We start from the raw sequence: 13,183 nt of genomic DNA, 5'->3' as shown, positions 1-13,183 counted from the left end.
CGGCTCCCCGCCTGCCGCCGGACCCGGGGCCGGACCGGAAGCCGGACCGGAAGCCGGACCGGGGTTGCGTCGGGCTCCCGGGGTCGGGATTCCGGGGTCGGGATTCCTGGGTCGGGATTCCTGGCGCCTTCCGGTGCGGCCTTCGGATCGGCCGGCCGTCAGGTCCACTCCTGGCCTGGCCCTGGTCGGGCCCCTGGTCCGGCCCCCGGTCCGGCGTCCTGCCAGGTTCTCCGCGGCCGATTCCTACTTGGCGCGGTAACGGCGCATCTTGGCACGTGCCCCGCACACCGACATCGAGCACCAGCGACCGCGGCCCGCAGGCGAGCGGTCGTAGTACGCCCAATGACAGGTCGGGGCCTCGCACGCCTTCAGCCGTGGCCAGGTTCCCTCGACCAGCGACTCGGCGACAGCCGCGGCGATCCGGAAGGCCAGGGGGGCCGGGGAGTCCGAAGAAGCCGCGGAGCGGACGCGCCTGGTCCCCTCTGTGGCGGGGACCAGGCGCGCGGCCCCGCCGTCCTCGTCGACCGTCACCCGCAGGGGCGCGCCGGCGAGGAGTTCATCGAGGGGTGCCACCCTCCGGTGCGCCGGATGGCCCGCGTGCGCCAGGCACACCGCCCGCAGCGACTCGCGCAGCTCGCGCGCGCCCTCCGCCTCGCCCGCCGCCAGACCGAAGCGCGCCAGCCCCTCGGGCGTGTCCAGGGAGTCGGCGCCCGACTCGATGTCCAGGGTGTTCACCAGGTCCTGGATCAGGGCCAGACCGCCGGGTGCGGGCGCTCGGTCATTCATGCTTGCGACGTTACCTCTTATGCGGGACCATGCAGTAACCGTTACTCCTTGAAGCGGTTTACGGGTAACTGGTCATTCATCGGTGTTGCTGGAGATCCCACGGAGGAAGTCATGGCTCTCGCCGAACTGGACGTCGTCGTCCTGGACTGTCCCGACCCGCGCGCGCTGGCGGAGTTCTACGCCGGGGTGCTGGGCGGCACCATCACGGACCAGTCCGACTGGGTCGACCTGGAGGTGCCCGGCGGCCGGCAGCTGGCGTTCCAGGCCGCCCCCGGACACGTACCGCCGCGATGGCCCTCGGCCGACGGCTCGCAGCAGTTCCATCTGGACCTGAAGGTCGACGATCTGGACGTTGCGGAGAAGGGGGTGCTGGCGCTCGGCGCGACGCCGCTGGACACCGAGGACAGGTCGCGTACGTTCCGGGTGTACGCCGACCCGGCGGGGCACCCGTTCTGTCTCTGCGCCGGCTGAGCGCACCCGGGCGAGGAGCCGGTCTCCGCCGCCGGACCGCCCCGCTCCCGCGGCGGCGCCGGCGGCGGTCAGCCGTCCAGGTCGGCGATCCTCGCGGAGGACGGCTGCCCGCGCCGCCGGGCGGCGCGGGCCGTGAAGCCCGCGCCGTGAAGTCCGCGCCGCGCAGGGCGCGTCCTCGACGAGGTCCCGCGGGTGGGCGGTCCCGGACAGCGGTGCTCGCGGTACCGCCACCGTGGCCAGGGGCCCAGGGCGCTTCCGGTCAGCAGTCCAAGTGCTCCAGCGTCGCGTTCGAAGGTGCTCGCCGGGACTGGAGGTCGCGGGCGACGTCCTCCGCCGCGCCCAGCACGCGCACGGAGTTCTGCCAGGTCAGCTTGGCCACGTCCGTCGACGACCAGCCGCGGTCGAGGAGTTCGGCGATCAGGTTCGGATAGCCGGACACGTCGTCAAGACCGTCCGGGGTGAACGCCGTGCCGTCGTAGTCGCCGCCGATGCCGAGGTGGTCGATGCCGGCCACCTCGCGCATGTGGTCGAGGTGGTCCGCGACCGTCGACACCGTGGCGATCGGGCGCGGGTTGTCCTCCTCGAAGAGACGGTGGACCTTCATGCCCCCAGCGGTGGTGTCGAGGTGGTGGAAGCCGTTCGCGCGCATGTTCTCGTCGGCCGCGGCCGTCCAGTCGACCGCCGCCTGGAGAACGAACTTCGGCACGAACGTCACCATCGCCACTCCCCCGTTGGCGGGCAGCCGCTCCAGCACGTCGTCCGGGATGTTGCGCGGGTGGTCGCACACCGCGCGCGCCGAGGAGTGGGAGAAGATCACCGGCGCGACGGAGGTGTCGAGCGCGTCGCGCATGGTCGTCGCGGCCACGTGCGAGAGGTCCACGAGCATGCCCTCGCGGTTCATCTCCCGGACGACCTCTCGGCCGAAGGACGACAGGCCGCCCACCACGGGAACGTCCGTGGCCGAGTCCGCCCACGCGATGTTGTCGTTGTGGGTGAGGGTCATGTAGCGGACGCCGAGCGCGTACAGCCCGCGCAGGGCGGCGAGGGAGTTGTCGATCGAGTGCCCGCCCTCCGCGCCCATGAGGGAGGCGATACGGCCCTCGGCGCGCGCCGCCTCCATGTCGGCGGCGGTCAACGCGGCACGCAGGTGCGTCGGGTGACGGTCAATCAACTGCCGTACGCAGTCGATCTGTTCGAGCGTCGCGGTGAGCGCGCCGGGCAGGTCCGAGCGGACGTACACCGACCAGTACTGGGCGCCGACGCCGCCGGCCCGCAGCCGGGCCAGGTCCGTGTGCAGGTGGGCGCTCTGGTCGGCGGCGATGTCACGGGCGTCGAGGTCGTAGCGGACCTGCTCGCGCAGCGCGTAGGGGAGGTCGTTGTGCCCGTCGACGACGGGGAACTCGCCGAGCAGGGCGCGGGCACGGTCGAGCGAGGGCAGCGAGGACCGGGGGGCCTGGGAGGACGACTCGGGGGCCTGGGAGGACGAGGACATCCGCGTCACTTCCCGAAGCCGAAGCCGCCGGCGGCGCCCTCGACCTTGGCGCGCAGCCGCTTGCCCTTCTCGGTGGCCTGGTCGTTCAGCTCCTGCTGGAACTCCCGCATCCGGCCGAGGAGTTCCTCGTCGTGGGCGGCGAGCATCCGGGCGGCCAGCAGACCGGCGTTGCGGGCGCCGCCGACGGAGACGGTCGCGACGGGCACACCGGCCGGCATCTGCACGATGGAGAGCAGCGAGTCCATGCCGTCGAGGTACTTGAGCGGGACGGGTACACCGATGACGGGCAGCGGGGTGACGGACGCCAGCATCCCGGGCAGGTGGGCCGCGCCGCCGGCGCCCGCGATGATCGCCTTGAGCCCGCGCTCCGCGGCCTGCTCTCCGTACGCGATCATCTCGTGCGGCATGCGGTGCGCGGAGACGACATCCACCTCGTAGGGGATCTCGAACTCGTCCAGCGCCTGGGCCGCGGCCTCCATGACCGGCCAGTCGGAGTCCGAACCCATGACGATGCCTACAACGGGGCTCATTCGGTGATCGTGCCTCTCAGGTAGCCGGCTGCGTGCCGGGCGCGATCGAGGACGTCGTCCAGGTCGTCGCCGTAGGTGTTGACGTGGCCGACCTTACGGCCGGGCTTCACGTCCTTGCCGTACATGTGGATCTTCAGTTGCGGGTCGCGGGCCATGCAGTGCAGGTACGCGGAGTACATGTCGGGGTAGTCGCCGCCGAGGACGTTCGCCATGACCGTCCACCTGGCGCGCGGACGCGGGTCGCCGAGCGGGAGGTCGAGGACCGCGCGCACGTGGTTGGCGAACTGGGAGGTGATCGCGCCGTCCTGGGTCCAGTGGCCCGAGTTGTGCGGGCGCATGGCCAGTTCGTTGACGAGGATGCGTCCGTCGTGGGTCTCGAAGAGCTCCACGGCCAGGTGCCCGACGACGCCGAGCTCCTTGGCGATGCGTAGCGCCAGCTCCTGCGCTTCCAGGGCCAGCTCCTCGGCGATGCCGGGCGCCGGGGCGATCACGGTGTCGCAGACGCCGTCGACCTGCTGGGACTCGACGACGGGGTACGCGACGGCCTGGCCGTGCGGGGAGCGGACGACGTTCGCCGCGAGCTCGCGCGCGAAGTCGACCTTCTCCTCTGCGAGGACGGGGACGCCCGCGCGGAACGGGTCGGCGGCCTCCTCCAGGGAGCGGACGAACCAGACGCCCTTGCCGTCGTAGCCGCCGCGGACGGTCTTCAGGATGACCGGGAAGCCGTCGCCCTCCGCCCCCTCGGCGAGGCCCTCCGCCGCGAACGCGGCGACGTCCTCGACGTCGGTCACGATGCGGTGCCGTGGGCACGGCACACCGATCTCGTCGAGCTTCGCGCGCATCACGCCCTTGTCCTGGGCGTGCACGAGCGCGTCGGGGCCGGGCCGGACGGGGATGCCGTCCGCCTCCAGGGCCCGCAGGTGCTCGGTCGGGACGTGCTCGTGATCGAAGGTGATCACGTCACAGCCCCGCGCGAACTCGCGCAGCGTGTCGAGGTCGCGGTAGTCGCCGACGACGACATCGCCGACGACCTGCGCCGCGGACTCCTGAGGAGTGTCACTGAGGAGCTTGAACTTGATGCCGAGCGGGATGCCCGCCTCGTGTGTCATACGAGCGAGCTGACCCCCGCCGACCATGCCGACTACCGGGAACGTCACGCTCCAAGAGTATCGGCCGCGCCACAGTGGCCGGTTTCCGCGGCGATACGCCCGATTTTCCCTGCCGGTGACCGCGTCTTTTCTTACCTGTGAGGCCATCCACAGGCACCGTGCGGGGGCGCTGGTTAGCATGGGCTGGTTGGCGTAATCCACCGTCCTCCACCGACGCAGCAGGCGACACGACCCACCGACAGGGGCTGGCGACACCATGGGCAGTGCTTCATCGGGGCCTCGAGCGGGGTCTCGCAGCGCGGTTCGCCGCCGCTTCGACCTGCTGTTTCGTGAGGTCGCCAAGTTCGGCGCGGTGGGCGGTGCGGGGCTGCTCGTCAACCTGCTCGTGTTCAACCTCGTACGCCATCTCACGGGCCTGCAGGTCGTGCGGGCCAGTGTCGTCGCCACGGTCGTCGCCATCGTCTTCAACTACATCGGGTTCCGCTATTTCACCTACCGGGACCGCGACAAGGGTGGCCGCACCAAGGAGCTGACGCTCTTCCTGCTGTTCAGCGTGGTGGGACTGGTCATCGAGAACGGTGTGCTGTACGCGGCGACGTACGGCTTCGGCTGGGACAGCCCGCTGCAGAGCAACGTCTTCAAGTTCCTCGGCATCGCCGTCGCGACCCTCTTCCGCTTCTGGTCGTACCGCACCTGGGTGTTCCGGACGCTTCCGGCCCGGCAGGCGGTGGCCAGCGCCGAATCGTTCCTGGACGAGGACTCGGACCCCGAGGCGATGAATCGATACGCCCGCGGGCCCGCGTGAACCGAGCGGGCCGACCCCGTCCGACTGTCCGCCGCCCTACCTGACCGTCCGCTCCTCATCGTCCTCCGGGAGCCGTGGCGACCGCTTCAGCGGGGTCCGGGACAGGAACAGGCCGAAGACCGGGGGCTGGGCCTGGAGCATCTCCAGGCGGCCGCCGTCGGCCTCCGCGAGGTCGCGGGCGACGGCTAGACCGATGCCGGTGGAGTTGCGGCCGCTGATGGTGCGCTCGAAGATGCGGGCGCCGAGGTCGGTGGGGACACCGGGGCCCTCGTCGGTGACCTCGACGACTGCCTGGTTGCCGGTGACGCGGGTACGCAGCGCGACCGTGCCGCCGCCGTGCATGAGCGAGTTCTCGATCAGTGCGGCGAGCACCTGGGCGACCGCGCCGGGGGTGCCCACCGCCTGCAGATGGCGTTTGCCGGAGCTGACGATCGCGCGGCCGGCGCTGCGGTAGGCCGGGCGCCATTCCTCCAGCTGCTGCTTGATGACCTCGTCGAGGTCGAAGGAGACGGCGGAGCCGGTACGCGGGTCGCGGGCGTTGGTGAGCAGGCGCTCGACCACGTCCGTGAGGCGTTCCACCTGCGTCAGGGCGATCGTCGCCTCCTCCTTCACCGTGTCGGGGTCGTCGGTGAGGGTGATCTCCTCCAGGCGCATGGAGAGCGCCGTCAGGGGTGTCCGAAGCTGGTGGGAGGCGTCGGCGGCGAGGCGGCGCTCGGCGGTGAGCATCCGGGCGATGCGCTCGGCGCTGCCGTCCAGGACGTCGGCGACCCGGTCCAGCTCGGGAACGCCGTACCGCTTGTGGCGCGGGCGCGGGTCGCCGGATCCCAGCCGTTCCGCCGTCTCGGCGAGGTCGGTGAGCGGGGAGGCCAGGCGGTTGGCCTGGCGCACGGCGAGGAGGACGGCGGCGACGATCGCGAGCAGGGCGACGGCGCCGATGACCAGGAGTGTCCGGCCGACTTCCTTGGTCACCGAGGAGCGGGGCTCCTGGACGGTGACCGTCTCGCCCGACTCGCCCCTGGCGGTGTACTGGATGACGTCGCCGGTGGGCTCGCTGCCGACCTCGATGGGATCGCGGCCCGGAATCCTGATCACGGCGTAGCGGCGGTCGGTGACCTGGTTCTTGAACGTGGTGCCGGTGATTTTCTCGTCGCCGAGGATGCGGCTGTCCACGATGCTGGCAAGACGCAGCGCCTCGGAGTCCACGCGCTCCTGGGCGCTGTTGCTGATCGTGCGGGTCTCGACGATGACGAGGGAGACGCCGAAGACGGCGATCACCACGAGCACGACGGCGAGGGTGGACTGGATCAGACGGCGACGCACGGGGCCCTCCGGGCAGATGGCTGTACCGGGACCAGTGTGCACGTTCGCGGCCCAGGCGCGGCGCCGGTCCGGGGGCCTGTCCTGGGGCGCGGGTTTCCCCTCGCGGCCCTGGGGGGTGTCCCGTGCGCGGGGCCCGGACGGTACCGGGCTTTCGTACCGTGCCCCCCCACACACAGGGCACAGGGCACAGGGCGCAGGGCGGGATCGTCGTCGCCCCGCCGGTCCCTTCGGCGGGGCCTCACGCGGGCAGGGCCCGGAGAACGCCGGACCGGCGGCTGCCCGACGGCCCGTTCCGGCGCCGCGGGAACGCCGCGGAGGCCGGGGCCCTCGGGCGGGCGCCGGCGCCCGAGGGGCCGGAGTCCTGGGCCGGGGCGCCCGGTCCGACGAAGCCTCAGCTCTTCTCGAAGCGGAAGCCGACCCCTCGTACCGTCGCGATGTAGCGGGGGTTCGCCGCGTCGTCGCCGAGCTTCTTGCGCAGCCAGGAGATGTGCATGTCGAGGGTCTTGGTGGAGGACCACCAGGTGGTGTCCCAGACCTCGCGCATGAGCTGGTCGCGGGTGACCACGCGGCCGGCGTCCCGCACCAGGACCCGCAGGAGGTCGAACTCCTTGGCCGTGAGCTGGAGTTCCTCGTCGCCCATCCAGGCGCGGTGCGACTCGACGTCGATGCGCACGCCGTGGGTGGCGGGCGGCTGCTGGGGCTCGGCCGCGCCGCGCCGGAGCAGCGCCCGTACCCGGGCGAGGAGTTCGGCGAGCCGGAACGGCTTGGTGACGTAGTCGTCGGCGCCCGCGTCGAGGCCGACGACGGTGTCCACCTCGTCGGCGCGCGCGGTCAGGATGAGGATGGGCACGGTGTGGCCCTCGGCGCGGAGCCGGCGGGCGACTTCCAGGCCGTCCATGCCGGGCAGTCCGAGGTCCAGGACGACCAGGTCGACGCCGCCCTGCATACCGGCGTCGAGCGCGGTGGGTCCGTCCTCGCGGACTTCGACCTCGTAACCCTCCCGGCGCAGGGCACGGGCCAGCGGCTCCGAGATGGACGCGTCGTCCTCGGCGAGCAGTACACGGGTCATGGGGTGATGGTAGTCCGCCGCACACGACGCCCGGGCAGTGATCCGCCTCCGTGATTCACACCCTCCATCCGGGTGTTTCTTACCTGCGGGTATGGGATGCGATCCTGAAGAACACCTTCGAATGATCGTCTGCGGTTCCATGATCGCCTGTGATCCATGTCTCAAGTCCTTCCATATGCCGCATTGCCATGTCGTATGGTGACCAGACGCCTCAAGCACTACATCGGGACCTTTGGCGTGCACTTGATGCTGAAGGTCTCTTCTGTGTGCGGGCTGGTGTCAGCCAGCCTTGAAGGAAAGACCTGTGGCCGGGCCCGGACGCACTGATGCGTCACGGGCGTGGATCCCGGTGGTCGCCGTCCGCCGCTTCGTAATCCGGAGCGGACTCCCCGTGGGCGTGGGGACGGACGCCGAACCCCGCCGGTGCCGGCCGTCCCTCATGGGCGCGTAACCCTCCCGAGCTCTCGGTTGCACCGGAGCACGGGGGACCACCCAACCGCGCGTCCCAGACCAGCAAGGAACGACCATGGCGTCCAGCCTGACGAAGGACTCGGTGACTCCGGGGATCCCCGGTTCCGAGAAGACCTTCTTCGGCCACCCCCGCGGACTGGCCACTCTCTTCATGACCGAGATGTGGGAGCGTTTCTCCTACTACGGCATGAAGGCACTGCTCCCGCTGTACCTGGTGGCACCGGGCGGTCTGCACCTCAGCGCGGCCACCGCGACCGCGATCTACTCGGTGTACCTCTCCCTGGTGTACCTGCTCGCCCTGCCGGGCGGCTGGTTCGCCGACCGTGTCCTCGGTCCCCGCAAGACGGTCGCCGTCGCGGGCGTGATCATCATGCTGGGCCACCTCACGCTGGCTCTGCCCTCATCGGGCACCTTCTACGGCGGCCTCGGCCTCGTGGCGATCGGTTCCGGTCTGCTGAAGGCCAACATCTCCACGATGGTGGGCCACCTCTACGAGGGCCCGGACGACGCGCGCCGCGACGGCGGCTTCACGCTGTTCTACGTCGGCATCAACCTCGGCGCCTTCGCCGCTCCGCTGATCATCGGCACCGTCGGTGAGAACGTGAACTGGCACCTGGGCTTCGCCCTCGCCGCGCTCGGCATGGCGCTGGGCCTCGTCCAGTACCTGCTCGGCGGCCGTCACCTCAGCGCCCGCTCGCACGAGGTCCCCACGCCTCTGACGGCCGAGGAGAAGAAGGCGACGCTGCGCAAGTCCGCGCTGTGGGCCGCTGTCGCCGTCGTCTTCTACTCGATCGTCGGCTTCTCGGGCCACTACACGCTGAACTGGCTGCTGGTCCCGATCACGATCGCCGGTCTGGTCATCCCCGTCATGGTCATCGGGCGCATCAAGCGGGACAAGTCCCTGAACCGTGCCGACCAGTCGAAGATGTCCGCGTACATCTGGTTCTTCGTCGCGGCGGCCGTCTTCTGGATGATCTACGACCAGGGCGGCTCGACGATGTCGATCTTCGCCGACGAGTCCGCGAAGAACACGATCTTCGGCTGGGAGTTCCCGGTCTCCTGGTACCAGTCCGTGAACCCGGTCATGATCATGGCGCTCGCCCCGGTCTTCGCCTGGGCCTGGCTGTGGCTGAACAAGCGCGGCAAGGAGCCGAGCACGGCGACGAAGTTCGCCTCGGGTCTGATCCTGATCGGCGCGTCGTTCTTCCTCTTCCTGGCCCCGCTGACGATCGCCGAGGGCGGTCACAAGGCGGCCGCGATGTGGCTGGTGGCGATCTACTTCGTGCAGACCGTCGGTGAGCTGACGCTCTCCCCGGTCGGCCTCTCCGTCACCACGAAGATGGCTCCGGCGAAGTACGCCTCCCAGATGATGGGTGTCTGGTTCCTGGCCGTCACCGCGGGTGACGCCACGACCGGTCTGCTCTCCATCGCGAACGTCGACCTCAACAAGACGGGCATCGTCGCCCTGGAGGCCACGCTCGCCGTGATCGCCGGTGTCGCGGTGTGGATGTACCGCAAGAAGGTCAAGACGCTCATGGGCGACGTCCACTGACGTCCGTCCCACGACACGGCGAAGGGCCGCCGCACCGTTCGGTGCGGCGGCCCTTCGCCGTTTCCGCGGCCGGCCGCCGCAACCCCTCCCGTGCGCCGGCCGACGGCCGTGGCGACGACCGGATCGAGGGGCACGGGCAGAATCAGCGCGTCCGGCGCCCCGGCATGAAGGTGAAGACCGCGCCGCCCAGCAGGATGACCGTGCCCGCCACCAGTCCGAGCGCCTTGAGCGCGCTGTGGCTGTCGGAGCCCGTCTCCGCCAGGCCGCCACTGGACGACGTACCGGCGGAACCCGAGCCGGACGAGGTGGACCCGCCGCCCGAGGCGCCGCTCGCCTGCGCCGAGGTGTCCAGGGTCAGGGAGACCTCCGACCTGGTCGGGGTGCAGGTCGTCGTCGTGCCCAGGGCCATCACCGTCAGCACACCCGGGGACAGGGTGGACGAACCGGTCGCGCCCGGCTTGTAGGTGCCCGTCAGGTCGGGGACCTCGATGGGATCGCCGGACTTGATCGCGGCCGCGTTGGTCGGGCCCTCGACATGCACGGTGCCCTTGTCGGCGCCTCCGAGAGCCACCTCCATCGACGGCTTGACGGAGTCGGCGGGGATGTCGGCCGGGCTGTCCATCACGGACTTCTTGAACTGCACGGTGAGGTCGTAACTCCCGCCGTTCTTCCTGGCGTTGATCTGCACGGGTGAGGTGGCGCTCTTGTCTCCGATGGGCGTCTTGCACGCGTAGGGGACCGAGACCTCCTTGCCCGTGAAGTCGGTCTGCCCGCTGCCGGAACCGCCGGTGTCGCTTCCTCCGCCGGTCCCGCTGCCGCTCGGGGTCGGAGTGGGCGTCGGCGTCGGCGTCGGCGTCGGAGTCGGCGTGCCGCCCGTCCCGCCGCCGCTCGTCACCTTGATCGTCGCGGAGGAGTTCACCGTCTCCTTGGGCGTGCACTTGGTGTCGGTGGAGATCGGCTTGCTGACATTGATGTTGTACGCGTCCGGGGTGAGCGTGACATCGCCCGCCGCCGTCAGTTTCAGCTTGCCCGTCATGTCGGACAGCTTCATGTCGCTGTTCTTGGGGATCGCGGGGTTCGACCGCGGCCCCTCCATCGCGATGTCGGCCGTCTGCGCTCCGCCCGCCTTCAGCGTCCCGGTGGGCTTGACGGTGTCCGCGTCGAGATCGAGGACATCGGGGTTCTTCGAGGCGGCCTGGGTGAACTTCCAGGTGATGGTGACCTCGTCGCCCGCCTTCGCCTCGGCGGGCGCCGTGATCTCCACCTTGGTGGTGCCCTCCACCGGGGGCAGCCCGGAGATCGAGGGCGGAACGCATTCCGTCTTGTACGCCACCTCGGCGGCCTGCGCCGGGGCGGCTGCCACCCCGAGCAGGATGCCCGCACCGCCGAGCATCAGCGCGACCCCGGCCGCGCCCGCCCTGCGGCCGGCGGCCGGTACCACTCTCCGTTGCGTGCTCACGTGGGTCCCTTTCTCGTCTGCGTCGTCGGACCGTTCTCTTGCGGTGCGGAGAGCTGACCGTTGGCCGCGGTCCCCGGATCGTTGTCCGGGGTGAACCACGGCAGGGCCGGGGCCGGGGAGGCCGAGGCGTCCGCCGGTGTCCGCGGGGTGGGGCCCGTCCTGGGCAGGCGCAGTGTGAGCTCGGTCAGCCGCAGACCCCGGTGCCGGCCGGTCCGCCCGGCCGGCCCGCGCGGGCGCACCCGGTCCACCACGGCCATGCCGACCCGGAAGACCGCGGCCGGGACGACCACGCAGAGCAGGATCCAGAAGACGGTCACGCCCCAAGGGCGGCCCACCCCCCACGGCTGCTCGGCGAGCACCTTCCCGCCGTACTTCAGCGAGACCGTGTAGTCGCCGTGCGCCCCGGCCGACAGCTCGACCGGAAGCCTGATCAGCGCCTTGCGGCCGGGCGCGACGCTGCCGCGCCACTGCTGTTCCTCCCACTGAGGGGCGAACACCCCGTGGGAGGTGCCGACCTCGAAGACCGGGTTCTTCACCGGGGCGGTGCCGACGTTGCCGACCGTGAGGACGAGGGTGCGCGAGGGAGGCGATCCGAACCAGGTCAGCAGACCGCTCGACCCGTCGAGCCGGGTGTCGGTAAGCGCCGAGAGCCGGCCTCCGCCCTCCTCCTTCGGCAGTGGCGCGACCGAGTGGCCGGCCACCATGAAGATGGCGTCCGCCTCGGCCTTCTCACCGGTGACGGCGGCGACGTGCACCACGCACGGGCACGGCTTGGGCGGCTCGGCGACCGGCAGATTCTTGCTGAAGCCGCCCTTGGCGTCGGTGGTCACGGCCCGTCCGTCGGCGTTGGCACAGGAGTTGGTGCCGCCGATCACTCCGCGCGAGGGCACGGACTGCCCGCAGACCAGCATCATCAGCAGCACCCCGGGGCGCCATCCGCTGCCGGTCACCGTGACCGAACCACCCGCCCCCGCCTCGGACTTGGACAAGGTCACGCTCGGTCTTCCGGCGGCGGAGGCCGGGAACGCCCAGGTCGCCCCCGCCAACGGGACCAGGACGAGCGCCAGCACCGCCCCCAGTGCCGCCGTCCGCATCTTGCCGCCCAGGACGCTCACGACACCGCTCCCGTCAACTCGACTTCCGTACGCGGCTGTTCACTCGCCCCGCCGTCCCCCGTACGGCGCCCGCGACGCCATGGCCCCCACTCCCCGGGCCGCCCCCGACGCCGTACGACGAAGAAGGCGCCCACCGCCGCGAGGAGGCACCCGGCCCCGGCCACCGCCACCCATGGCACGAACCGGACCGACGCGGTCGCCGTCGCGTGCACACCGCCCTCCGCCGTCACCGTCAGCCGCACGTCGGCCGCGTCGAGCGCCGGGGGGCCGGTCCAGGGCTCGTGGAGCGTGACGCGGCGGCCCGGCAGGAGTTCGACGGGCAGCGGGCGCGGGGCGCGGTCGAGCAGGGCGCCGAGGACCCCGTCGACGTGCACGGCGAGCCGCGGAGCGAGGACCGTGGTGCCGCGGTTGACCAGCTCGTAGGAGATCCGTCCGTCGTCCACCCTGACGTGCTCGACGGTCAGCGCCGACAACGTCGGTCCCGAAACCCGGAGTTGGACATTGACCGCGGAGGTGCGGCCGTCGCCGCTCGCGACGATCGCGCCGGGATGGTCACCGGGCGCCGCCCCGGCCGGGACACCGATGGCGAACGGCACATCGGCGCGGGTGTGCGCGGGCACCCGCACGGACAGGTCCCGCACCGCGGCCCTGCGGCCGCGCGCGTGTCCGGCGAAGGCGATCCACGCGCCCGTGTCCGTCGGCCGCTCGCGCACGGTGAAGGCGCCGTCTGCGGTGTTGTCCGCGTCGGCGCCGCGCAGCCTGACGGTGAGGGGCCGCGCGCCCGGGTTGAACACGGACACGGAGTCCTGGAGGACCGTGCCGGGCGCGCCCTCCGCGTAGACGCAGGGCCGTCCGTCGGGCGTGCCTCCCGCGGCCGGCACGACGGACCAGCCCTCGGCGGCCAGGGCCGTCGGTGCGGCGCTCAGCAGCACCAGGGTCAGGCCCAGCACGCGGGCAGCGGGGAGTGCGTACGGCATGCGGCGGCTCCAGGTCGTGGTGCGGGA

At 71.4% G+C, this 13,183-nt stretch carries 12 protein-coding genes; 3 read left to right on the top strand and 9 right to left on the bottom strand.

Annotated features, from left to right (window positions below; all coding sequences use genetic code 11):
* Nucleotides 1–243: 243 nt before the first annotated feature.
* Nucleotides 244–786 (bottom strand): CGNR zinc finger domain-containing protein, encoded by a 543-nt coding sequence (locus ACFYW8_RS39785; RefSeq protein ID WP_389090536.1) that lies wholly within the window; start codon nt 784–786, stop codon nt 244–246.
* 111 nt (nt 787–897) lie between these two features.
* Between ACFYW8_RS39785 and ACFYW8_RS39780 the strand changes: the two genes are divergently transcribed.
* Nucleotides 898–1,257: a VOC family protein gene (locus ACFYW8_RS39780; protein WP_365880621.1), complete on the top strand. Its 360-nt coding sequence runs from the start codon at nt 898–900 to the stop codon at nt 1,255–1,257.
* A gap of 259 nt (nt 1,258–1,516) precedes the next feature.
* On the opposite strand, the gene ACFYW8_RS39775 is transcribed toward ACFYW8_RS39780, so the two are convergent.
* Genes ACFYW8_RS39775 through ACFYW8_RS39765 form a run of 3 tightly spaced genes read right to left on the bottom strand, consistent with a single transcriptional unit; the run spans nt 1,517 to nt 4,436 of the window.
* Entirely contained in the window at nt 1,517–2,695 is a 1,179-nt protein-coding gene (locus ACFYW8_RS39775) for a dipeptidase (RefSeq protein WP_389090655.1), read from the bottom strand.
* Nucleotides 2,696–2,754: 59 nt separating this feature from the next.
* Nucleotides 2,755–3,279 carry a 5-(carboxyamino)imidazole ribonucleotide mutase gene (purE, locus tag ACFYW8_RS39770; RefSeq protein ID WP_151471261.1) on the bottom strand — a complete coding sequence of 175 codons (525 nt, stop codon included), beginning with the start codon at nt 3,277–3,279 and terminating at the stop codon, nt 2,755–2,757.
* Entirely contained in the window at nt 3,276–4,436 is a 1,161-nt protein-coding gene (locus ACFYW8_RS39765) for a 5-(carboxyamino)imidazole ribonucleotide synthase (protein ID WP_389090530.1), read from the bottom strand. The genes purE and ACFYW8_RS39765 overlap by 4 nt, the downstream gene beginning before the upstream one ends.
* A gap of 208 nt (nt 4,437–4,644) precedes the next feature.
* Here ACFYW8_RS39765 and ACFYW8_RS39760 point away from each other — a divergent pair, with 208 nt between their 5' ends.
* Nucleotides 4,645–5,193: a GtrA family protein gene (locus tag ACFYW8_RS39760; RefSeq protein ID WP_389090527.1), complete on the top strand. Its 549-nt coding sequence runs from the start codon at nt 4,645–4,647 to the stop codon at nt 5,191–5,193.
* A gap of 36 nt (nt 5,194–5,229) precedes the next feature.
* On the opposite strand, the gene ACFYW8_RS39755 is transcribed toward ACFYW8_RS39760, so the two are convergent.
* Nucleotides 5,230–6,513: an ATP-binding protein gene (locus ACFYW8_RS39755; RefSeq protein ID WP_365880615.1), complete on the bottom strand. Its 1,284-nt coding sequence runs from the start codon at nt 6,511–6,513 to the stop codon at nt 5,230–5,232.
* A 391-nt stretch (nt 6,514–6,904) separates the two neighbouring features.
* Nucleotides 6,905–7,582, bottom strand: coding sequence for a response regulator transcription factor (locus ACFYW8_RS39750; RefSeq protein ID WP_018566970.1), 678 nt, complete (start codon nt 7,580–7,582; stop codon nt 6,905–6,907).
* Between the two features lie 526 nt (nt 7,583–8,108).
* On the opposite strand from ACFYW8_RS39750, the gene ACFYW8_RS39745 reads away from it, so the two are divergent.
* Nucleotides 8,109–9,605 (top strand): oligopeptide:H+ symporter, encoded by a 1,497-nt coding sequence (locus tag ACFYW8_RS39745; protein ID WP_389090521.1) that lies wholly within the window; start codon nt 8,109–8,111, stop codon nt 9,603–9,605.
* Between the two features lie 142 nt (nt 9,606–9,747).
* Here the strand turns inward: ACFYW8_RS39745 and ACFYW8_RS39740 are convergent, their stop codons facing one another.
* The 3 genes from ACFYW8_RS39740 to ACFYW8_RS39730 all read right to left on the bottom strand — a co-directional run bounded on the left by ACFYW8_RS39740 (nt 9,748) and on the right by ACFYW8_RS39730 (nt 13,156).
* Nucleotides 9,748–10,998 carry a hypothetical protein gene (locus ACFYW8_RS39740; RefSeq protein ID WP_389090649.1) on the bottom strand — a complete coding sequence of 417 codons (1,251 nt, stop codon included), beginning with the start codon at nt 10,996–10,998 and terminating at the stop codon, nt 9,748–9,750.
* A gap of 62 nt (nt 10,999–11,060) precedes the next feature.
* The gene (locus ACFYW8_RS39735) at nt 11,061–12,158 is read right to left on the bottom strand and encodes a hypothetical protein (RefSeq protein ID WP_389090644.1); all 1,098 of its coding nucleotides are present in this window, start codon (nt 12,156–12,158) and stop codon (nt 11,061–11,063) included.
* A 17-nt stretch (nt 12,159–12,175) separates the two neighbouring features.
* Nucleotides 12,176–13,156, bottom strand: a complete 981-nt coding sequence (locus ACFYW8_RS39730) for a hypothetical protein (RefSeq protein WP_389090518.1) — start codon at nt 13,154–13,156, stop codon at nt 12,176–12,178.
* Nucleotides 13,157–13,183 lie beyond the last annotated feature (27 nt).

The sequence above is a fragment of the Streptomyces sp. NPDC002742 genome (assembly GCF_042888885.1).
Taxonomy (GTDB): domain Bacteria; phylum Actinomycetota; class Actinomycetes; order Streptomycetales; family Streptomycetaceae; genus Streptomyces.
This window is presented reverse-complemented; position numbering and strand designations above follow the sequence as displayed.

Bases quoted from the DNA above. Each gene is read 5' to 3' on its own strand.
- ACFYW8_RS39735 (WP_389090644.1), bottom strand. From the start codon at position 12,158: ATGCGGACGGCGGCACTGGGGGCGGTGCTGGCGCTCGTCCTGGTCCCG.
- ACFYW8_RS39745 (WP_389090521.1), top strand. From the start codon at position 8,109: ATGGCGTCCAGCCTGACGAAGGACTCGGTGACTCCGGGGATCCCCGGT.
- ACFYW8_RS39730 (WP_389090518.1), bottom strand. From the start codon at position 13,156: ATGCCGTACGCACTCCCCGCTGCCCGCGTGCTGGGCCTGACCCTGGTG.
- purE (WP_151471261.1), bottom strand. From the start codon at position 3,279: ATGAGCCCCGTTGTAGGCATCGTCATGGGTTCGGACTCCGACTGGCCG.
- ACFYW8_RS39740 (WP_389090649.1), bottom strand. From the start codon at position 10,998: ATGCTCGGCGGTGCGGGCATCCTGCTCGGGGTGGCAGCCGCCCCGGCG.
- ACFYW8_RS39760 (WP_389090527.1), top strand. From the start codon at position 4,645: ATGGGCAGTGCTTCATCGGGGCCTCGAGCGGGGTCTCGCAGCGCGGTT.
- ACFYW8_RS39780 (WP_365880621.1), top strand. From the start codon at position 898: ATGGCTCTCGCCGAACTGGACGTCGTCGTCCTGGACTGTCCCGACCCG.
- ACFYW8_RS39785 (WP_389090536.1), bottom strand. From the start codon at position 786: ATGAATGACCGAGCGCCCGCACCCGGCGGTCTGGCCCTGATCCAGGAC.
- ACFYW8_RS39750 (WP_018566970.1), bottom strand. From the start codon at position 7,582: ATGACCCGTGTACTGCTCGCCGAGGACGACGCGTCCATCTCGGAGCCG.